Here is a 7170-nt window from a genome sequence, read left to right on the forward strand (position 1 = left end):
GCCCTTGAAATGAAAACGCCCGGCCGGCGTGTGCAATTTTTTGCGTGTCAGATGCGCTTGGCCTGAGCCGCTGCGTTACCGATGTAGTTGGCTGGCGTGAGCTTCTTCAGCTCGGCCTTTGCTTCGGCAGGCATGTCCAGACCGTCGATGAAAGTCTGCAACGCTTCCGGGCCGATGCCCTTGCCGCGTGTCAGTTCTTTCAGTTTTTCGTATGGGTTTTCGATGTTGTAACGACGCATGACGGTCTGAATCGGCTCTGCCAGAACTTCCCAGCACGCGTCCAGATCGGCAGCAATGCGTTGCTCGTTCAGTTCCAGCTTGCTGATGCCTTTGAGGCTGGCTTCATAAGCAATAACGCTGTGGGCAAAACCGACGCCCAGGTTGCGCAGGACGGTGGAGTCAGTCAGGTCGCGCTGCCAGCGAGAGACAGGCAGTTTGCTAGCCAGATGCTGGAACAGCGCGTTGGCGATGCCCAGATTGCCTTCGGAGTTTTCGAAGTCGATCGGGTTGACCTTGTGTGGCATGGTCGACGAGCCGATTTCGCCAGCAATGGTGCGCTGCTTGAAGTAGCCCAGGGATATATAGCCCCAGATATCGCGGTCGAAGTCGATCAGGATAGTGTTGAAACGCGCAATCGCATCAAACAGCTCGGCGATGTAGTCATGCGGTTCGATTTGCGTGGTGTACGGGTTGAAGCCCAGCCCCAGCTCGTCTTCGATGAACGCGCGTGCGTTGGCTTCCCAGTCGATATCGGCATAAGCGGAGAGGTGGGCATTGTAGTTGCCGACCGCACCGTTGATCTTGCCCAGCAAGGGCACTGCGGCGATCTGGTCGATCTGGCGTTCCAGACGGTAAACCACGTTGGCCAATTCCTTGCCCAGCGTGGTCGGGGACGCTGGCTGACCGTGGGTACGCGAGAGCATCGGCACGTCGGCGAAGCGGATCGCCAGTTCACGGATAGCATCGGCAATCTGGCGCATCAACGGCAGCATCACAGTGTCACGGCCTTCACGCAGCATCAGGGCGTGAGACAGGTTGTTGATGTCCTCGCTGGTGCAGGCAAAGTGGATGAACTCGCTGACCTTGTCCAGCTCCGGCAGTTTGGCAGCCTGCTCCTTGAGCAGATACTCAACGGCTTTGACGTCGTGGTTGGTGGTGCGCTCGATCTCTTTCACGCGCTCGGCGTGCTCAACCGAGAAGTCTTCAGCCAGGGTGTCGAGGATGGCGTTGGCTTGCGCAGAGAACGCCGGGACTTCGGTAATCTGCGGGTGGGCCGCCAGACGCTGGAGCCAGCGAACTTCAACCATCACACGGAAACGGATCAGGCCGTATTCGCTGAAAATAGGGCGCAAGGCCTGGGTTTTGCCGGCGTAGCGGCCATCAACAGGGGAAACCGCAGTGAGCGAAGAAAGCTGCATGGGATGCTCTCGGACAGTCGGGCAACGAAAAGGGCGCATATCATACATGAAAAGTCACTCGGACCGGAGCCCGCTGACCAGCGTAGACAGCGCCGTGCCTGTGGTGGTGAAGGTCATTGGTGCGTGGCGGATCAGCCGTGCAGCAATGGGTAGAGTTCTTTCAATAGCTTGCAACGGCTGAACACCAGTTGCCAGCGATGACCGCCAACTTGTCGCCACAGGCGTGCGGAGCGAATGCCTGCCAGCAGGATGGCGCGAATCTTCGACGCGTTGTTCGGTTGCTGCAGGTTGCGCATGTCGCCCTGGACCTGAATGCGTTGGCGCAGGGTGCTCAGGGTGTCTTCATAAAGGGCGCCGGTCGCAGCGATCACGTTTTCGTGAGCGATGCCGAAATGTTCGACCTGAGACTGAATCACCGGGATGCGCCTGCCGATGATTTCGAGCAAGTCGTCGCGCTTGGCCAGCTGTCGCTCCAGGCCGAGCATCGATAGGGCGTAACGCAGCGGTTCGCGCTGCAGTGTTGCAGGGTCGCGTTCCAGAGCGCTGGCCATGGCGCGATAGCCTTCGTGCAGGTTGAGGTCATCGCCGCCGTAGACGTCCAGCGTATCCTTCGGGTCAACCACCAGCAGGCTGCCGAGCATGCAGCTCAGCGCGGCTTCGCTGACCTGTCCGGTCTTGGCGATCCGGTCGACCAGTACGGCGGCCTGAAATACGCCACTCAGAGCGATCAGTTGTTCCTGAATCGGGGTCATCAACGCTTGTCCTTGCTGGTCCAGGGTTCGGCAATTTCGATCACACCGCCGCCCAGACATATTTCGCCATCGTAGAACACCACGGACTGTCCGGGTGTGACGGCCCGCTGCGGATCATCGAATGTGGCTCGGTAGCCGTCGGCGGTCTTTTCCAGTGTGCATGGCTGGTCGCCCTGACGATAACGGACTTTGGCCGTGAGTTTGCGCGGGCTGCTCAGATCAATCGGGTTGACCCAGTAGATTTCCGAAGACACCAGTGCGCGGGAAAACAGCCACGGGTGGTCGTTGCCCTGGCCAACGATCAGTTCGTTGTTGTCCAGATCCTTGACCAGCACGTACCACGGATCATCGCTGGCGTCCTTGAGGCCGCCAATCCCAAGGCCCTGGCGCTGGCCGATGGTGTGATACATCAGGCCGCTGTGACGACCGATGACTTCACCTTCGGTGGTTTTGATCTCTCCAGGCTGGGCGGGCAGGTACTGACGCAGGAAGTCGGTGAAACGGCGTTCGCCAATGAAGCAGATTCCGGTGGAGTCCTTCTTTTTGGCCGTCGCCAGGCCGTGTTTCTCAGCAATGGCACGTACTTCCGGTTTTTCCAGCTCGCCCACCGGAAACAGCGTCCGGGCGATCTGTTCGCCACCGACGGCATGCAGGAAGTAGCTTTGATCCTTGTTCGGGTCCAGGCCCTTAAGCAGCTCGGTGCGGCCATCGGTATCGCGACGGCGCACGTAGTGGCCAGTGGCAATCAGGTCGGCACCCAGCATCAGCGCATAGTCAAGAAACGCCTTGAACTTGATTTCCCGGTTGCAGAGGATGTCCGGGTTGGGGGTGCGCCCGGCCTTGTACTCTTCAAGGAAATGTTCGAAGACATTGTCCCAGTACTCGGCGGCGAAGTTGGCCGTGTGCAGCTTGATGCCGATCTTGTCACACACGGCCTGGGCATCTGCCAGGTCTTCGCGGGCGGTGCAATATTCCGTTCCGTCGTCTTCTTCCCAGTTCTTCATGAACAAGCCTTCCACCTGATAACCCTGCTCCATGAGCAGTACGGCGGAAACGGAAGAGTCCACGCCGCCGGACATGCCGACTATGACGCGCTTCATTTCTGAGTTCGAGGGGGCTGGATCACGCATGGGGATTCAACGGCTGACCTGTAAAAGGACGCGATTCTATCAGGCTGAGGGCGTCGAGTCTCACGCCTTGTCGCGCAGCAGGTCGAGACTGAAATGTTCGGCATTGAGGTAATCGTCCAGGCAGCGCAGTACCAGCTCGCTGCGCCAGCGTTCCTGTTGGGCCAGCAGTTCGTCGCGAGTCAGCCAGACGGCGCCAACGATGCCTTCGTCCAGCTGATATTCAGGGTTATGGCGTATGGCCTTGGCGGCGAAACATATCCGCTGGTAGGTCACGCCGTTGCTCGGCGCGGTGTACAGGTAAATGCCCACCACGCTGGTCAGTTCGACATCCCAGCCGGTTTCTTCAAGAGTCTCCCGCACTGCCGCACGTTGCAGGCTCTCGTTCGGGTCGAGGTGCCCGGCGGGTTGGTTGAGTACGGCGCGTCCGCCTTTCATTTCTTCGACGAACAGGAAGCGTCCCTGATCTTCGACGATGGTGGCGACGGTAACGTGGGCTTGCCAGGTCATGGATTGATCCTCTGCTGCCAGATAAGAATGTTCAGTATGTGGGCTGCCGGTCTGTCTTTGGCTTTAATGCAAAAGCCCCGACACGCGGGCCGGGGCTTTTGGCTGGGCGACGCAGTAATGCGTCGCACCGGTCTCATGCCGCTTACGCTTTCAACGCATCGATAGCTGCGTTGAGAGTGGCGCTTGGGCGCATGGCCTTGCTGGTGACTTCCGGGTTAGGGAAGTAGTAGCCGCCAATTTCCACCGGCTTGCCCTGAACAGCGTTCAGCTCGGCAACGATTTTTTCTTCGTTGTCAGTCAGGGTTTTGGCCAAAGGCGTGAACTGTGCCTTGAGGTCTGCATCGTCGTTTTGGGCAGCCAGTGCCTGAGCCCAGAACAGGGTCAGGTAGAAGTGACTGCCGCGGTTGTCGATGCCGCCAACCTTGCGCGAAGGCGACTTGTTGCGGTCCAGGAACTCGCCAGTGGCCTGGTCGAGGGTCTTGGACAGAACCAGCGCTTTCGGGTTGTTGTAGGCATTGCCCAGATGTTCCAGGGACGCCGCCAGAGCCAGAAACTCGCCAAGCGAATCCCAGCGCAGGAAGTTTTCTTCAACAAACTGCTGCACATGCTTGGGAGCCGAGCCGCCAGCGCCGGTTTCGAACAGACCGCCGCCGTTCATCAGCGGAACGATCGACAGCATTTTCGCGCTTGTGCCCAGTTCCATGATCGGGAACAGATCGGTCAGGTAATCGCGAAGCACGTTGCCCGTTACCGAGATCGTGTCCTTGCCGGCGCGAGTGCGTTCCAGGGTCAGCTTCATCGCGTCGACAGGTGACAGGATCTGGATATCCAGGCCCGACGTGTCGTGGTCGCCCAGGTACTTGCGGACTTTCTCGATCATCACGCTGTCATGGGCGCGAGACGAATCCAGCCAGAAGATAGCCGGTGTGTTGCTGGCGCGAGCGCGGTTGACGGCCAGTTTTACCCAATCCTGGATCGGCGCGTCCTTGGCCTGGCACATGCGCCAGATATCGCCCGCTTCGACGTTCTGTTCCATCAGCAGGTTGCCCTGGCTGTCGGTTACACGAACCACGCCGTTGGTCTGGATGTGGAAAGTCTTGTCGTGGGAGCCATATTCTTCGGCTTTTTGAGCCATCAGGCCAACGTTCGGTACGCTGCCCATAGTGGTCGGGTCGAATGCGCCATTTTTCTTGCAGTCTTCGATGACCGCTTGATAGATGGTGGCGTAGCAGCGATCCGGGATCACTGCCTTGGCATCGTGCAGTTGACCATCTGTGCCCCACATCTTGCCGGAGTCACGGATCATCGCTGGCATCGATGCGTCGACAATTACGTCGCTCGGCACGTGCAGGTTGGTGATGCCCTTGTCGGAGTTGACCATCGCCAGTTGTGGGCGAGTGGCGTAGACCGCTTCGATGTCAGCCTTGATTTCGGCCTGTTTTTCAGCAGGCAGGCTGGTGATGCGCTCGTACAGGTCACCGATGCCGTTGTTCAGGCTGAAGCCGATCTGCTTCAGCGTGTCAGCGTGCTTGGTCAATGCATCCTTGTAGAACTCATCAACGATCTGGCCGAACATGATCGGGTCGGAGATCTTCATCATGGTGGCTTTCAGATGCACCGAGAACAGAACGCCTTGCTTGCGGGCGTCTTCAATCTCGGCGGCAATGAAGCTGCGCAGAGCTTTGGCGCTCATTACCGAGCAGTCAACGACTTCGCCAGCCTTGACGGCGGTTTTTTCCTTCAGAGCGGTGGTGGTGCCGTCCTGAGCGATCAGTTCGATTTTAACGGTGTTGTCGGCTGCGATCTGGGCAGCTTTTTCGCTGCCGTAGAAGTCGCCGTTGCTCATGTGCGCAACGTGGGCCTTGGAGTCGGCGGACCAGGCGCCCATCTTGTGTAGGTGCTTGCGAGCGTAGTTCTTGACCGACAGCGGTGCGCGACGATCGGAGTTGCCTTCGCGCAGCACCGGGTTCACGGCGCTGCCCTTGGTCTTGTCGTAGCGTGCGCGGGTTTCTTTTTCCGCGTCAGTGACAGGGTTTTCAGGGTAGTCGGGAATCTTGTAGCCCTGATCCTGAAGCTCCTTGATGGTCGCCTTCAATTGAGGGACCGAGGCACTGATGTTAGGCAGCTTGATGATGTTGGCTTCTGGCGTAGTGGCCAGTTTGCCCAGCTCGGCGAGATGATCCGGCACTTGTTGATCGGCGCCAAGCGACTCCGGGAAGCTTGAAAGAACACGGCCCGCCAGGGAGATGTCGCGCGTTTCCACGTCGATATCGGAGGAGGCTGTGAAAGCTTCGATAATAGGCAGCAGCGAATAGGTGGCGAGGGCCGGAGCTTCGTCGGTGAAGGTGTAGATGATCTTCGAGCGGTTGGACATTCGTATTAACTCTCTGTTTTGCTGAGCATGCACAAAATCTCGATACGCGCAGGGTATGCACTCTTGCCCACGGTTCGGCCATGGGCCCAGGTCGAGGTTCATTCGCGGTGATGTTGGGTGCATCAGTCGAGCGTCAAGCTGTCAGGCCAGGTAGCGACCCGACGCATTAGGAAGGTTGAGGGTCTGATTTCAGACGGGTCAGCCTTTATGACTCTTCGGTCACGGCGCGAGTATATCAAACCATTGGCGCGAGGCATTAATGCTATGCGTGCTATCGAATAATGAACATCCGCCGTTGGTCGAACGACCAGGATGTCTACGAGTTATCAATCAGGCTTCAAGAGGCGGGATCTGGCGGAGGAGTGGGGCGCTGGTGGCTCTGTCACGGTAGGGGCATCCGCGGTGCAATAACCGCTAATTCGATACCCTGTGGAGTCGCATCGGTTCAAGCTACCAAAGCTGCGGTTTCTCAAGATCCGGTACAGGCTCATTGAGTGTTTCTGATTACTCAGTCAGCTGGCGCGAAAGACCATTGATCTGCTGTCAGGCTGTTTCCATGGAGGATTTCAAGCGTGTGCATGTTCAGGTTCATGCTCAGACGCAGCATGGGTTTCCTTCACAGGCTCACCTGCTTTAGCCAGCAATGGCGCTATATTCACGGCATGCAGCCCTTTTGGCCCCTGAATGATTTCAAAACTGACCGGCTGGCCGGCTTTGAGGGTCTTGTAACCTTCCATCTGGATGGTCGAAAAATGGGCGAACAAGTCGTCATCCGGCTTGCCGTCTTCGATTATGAATCCATAACCTTTTGCATTGTTGAACCACTTGACTTTTCCGTTAAGCATCGCCATATCCCTCTGCAAAGGACTCCGTCAGGAGTATCATCCACTTCAATCCGCCTCCCCAAAAATTTTGGTTGACTGCGCGGACCCTTTTTACCCAATGTGGGCTCTATTGTTTGTAACACCGTTTAGGTATCCTCTGAAAAA

Annotated in this window: 6 protein-coding genes; all 6 read right to left on the reverse strand. The window is 57.8% G+C overall.

What is annotated here, in order from left to right:
- Positions 1-47 precede the first annotated feature (47 nt).
- Positions 48-1418 carry an adenylosuccinate lyase gene (purB, locus tag ALO64_RS09660; protein WP_005731871.1) on the reverse strand — a complete coding sequence of 457 codons (1371 nt, stop codon included), beginning with the start codon at positions 1416-1418 and terminating at the stop codon, positions 48-50.
- 131 nt (positions 1419-1549) lie between these two features.
- Positions 1550-2170 (reverse strand): high frequency lysogenization protein HflD, encoded by a 621-nt coding sequence (hflD, locus tag ALO64_RS09665; RefSeq protein ID WP_044344606.1) that lies wholly within the window; start codon positions 2168-2170, stop codon positions 1550-1552.
- Positions 2170-3300 (reverse strand): tRNA 2-thiouridine(34) synthase MnmA, encoded by a 1131-nt coding sequence (gene mnmA / locus ALO64_RS09670; protein ID WP_016982233.1) that lies wholly within the window; start codon positions 3298-3300, stop codon positions 2170-2172. Before mnmA ends, hflD begins: the two co-directional genes overlap by 1 nt.
- A 60-nt stretch (positions 3301-3360) precedes the next feature.
- Complete coding sequence (locus tag ALO64_RS09675; protein ID WP_002554004.1) at positions 3361-3807, reverse strand: NUDIX hydrolase; 447 nt, start codon at positions 3805-3807, stop codon at positions 3361-3363.
- Between the two features lie 142 nt (positions 3808-3949).
- Entirely contained in the window at positions 3950-6181 is a 2232-nt protein-coding gene (locus ALO64_RS09680) for an NADP-dependent isocitrate dehydrogenase (RefSeq protein ID WP_044344607.1), read from the reverse strand.
- 566 nt (positions 6182-6747) lie between these two features.
- Positions 6748-7032 (reverse strand): cold shock domain-containing protein CspD, encoded by a 285-nt coding sequence (gene cspD / locus ALO64_RS09685; protein ID WP_005731877.1) that lies wholly within the window; start codon positions 7030-7032, stop codon positions 6748-6750.
- Positions 7033-7170 lie beyond the last annotated feature (138 nt).

The organism is Pseudomonas meliae, from assembly GCF_001400515.1.
In the GTDB taxonomy this organism is placed as follows: domain Bacteria; phylum Pseudomonadota; class Gammaproteobacteria; order Pseudomonadales; family Pseudomonadaceae; genus Aquipseudomonas; species Aquipseudomonas amygdali.

Bases quoted from the DNA above. Each gene is read 5' to 3' on its own strand.
- mnmA (WP_016982233.1), bottom strand. From the start codon at position 3,300: ATGCGTGATCCAGCCCCCTCGAACTCAGAAATGAAGCGCGTCATAGTC.
- hflD (WP_044344606.1), bottom strand. From the start codon at position 2,170: ATGACCCCGATTCAGGAACAACTGATCGCTCTGAGTGGCGTATTTCAG.
- ALO64_RS09675 (WP_002554004.1), bottom strand. From the start codon at position 3,807: ATGACCTGGCAAGCCCACGTTACCGTCGCCACCATCGTCGAAGATCAG.
- cspD (WP_005731877.1), bottom strand. From the start codon at position 7,032: ATGGCGATGCTTAACGGAAAAGTCAAGTGGTTCAACAATGCAAAAGGT.
- purB (WP_005731871.1), bottom strand. From the start codon at position 1,418: ATGCAGCTTTCTTCGCTCACTGCGGTTTCCCCTGTTGATGGCCGCTAC.
- ALO64_RS09680 (WP_044344607.1), bottom strand. From the start codon at position 6,181: ATGTCCAACCGCTCGAAGATCATCTACACCTTCACCGACGAAGCTCCG.